Source organism: Streptomyces sp. RP5T, assembly GCF_003933965.1.
GTDB lineage: Bacteria > Actinomycetota > Actinomycetes > Streptomycetales > Streptomycetaceae > Streptomyces.
Map to the genome: position 1 here is coordinate 1 of NZ_RSAJ01001211.1, position 734 is coordinate 734.

The 734-nt window shown below is 71.0% G+C and carries 1 pseudogene; it reads right to left on the reverse strand.

Annotated elements, in window-relative coordinates:
- Window positions 1–734: pseudogene (locus EHS43_RS45455) on the reverse strand (transketolase); the annotation flags it as partial.

Below are 734 nucleotides of genomic sequence, written 5' to 3' on the forward strand. Positions count from 1 at the left end.
CTCGTTGGCGTCCGCCGGGCGGACCACGTTCAGGCCGGGGATCGCGCGCAGCGAGGCCAGGTGCTCGACCGGCTGGTGGGTCGGGCCGTCCTCGCCGAGACCGATGGAGTCGTGCGTCCACACGTACGTCACCGGCAGGTGCATCAACGCCGAGAGTCGGACGGCGTTGCGCATGTAGTCGGAGAAGACGAGGAACGTACCGCCGTAGATGCGGGTGTTGCCGTGCAGCGCGATGCCGTTCATCTCCGCGGCCATGGAGTGCTCGCGGATGCCGAAGTGGATCGTGCGGCCGTACGGGTCCGCCTCCGGGAGCGGGTTGTCCGCCGGGAGGAAGGAGCTGTTCTTGTCGATCGTCGTGTTGTTCGAGCCCGCGAGGTCGGCGGAGCCGCCCCACAGCTCGGGGATCACGGCGCCGAGGGCCTGCAGGACCTTGCCGGAGGCGGCACGGGTGGCGACACCCTTGCCGGGCTCGAAGACGGGGATCGCCGACTCCCAGTCCTTGGGCAGCTCACCCGCGGCGACACGCTCGAACTCGGCCGCGCGCTCGGGGTTGTTGTTGCGCCACTCCTGGAAGGACTTCTCCCACTCGGCCCGGGCCTGCCGGCCGCGCTCCAGCGCGCCGCGGGTGTGGCCGATGACCTCGTCGGAGACCTCGAAGGACTGCTCCGGGTCGAAGCCCAGCACCCGCTTGGTCGCCGCGACCTCGTCGTCACCGAGCGCCGAGCCGTGCGCGG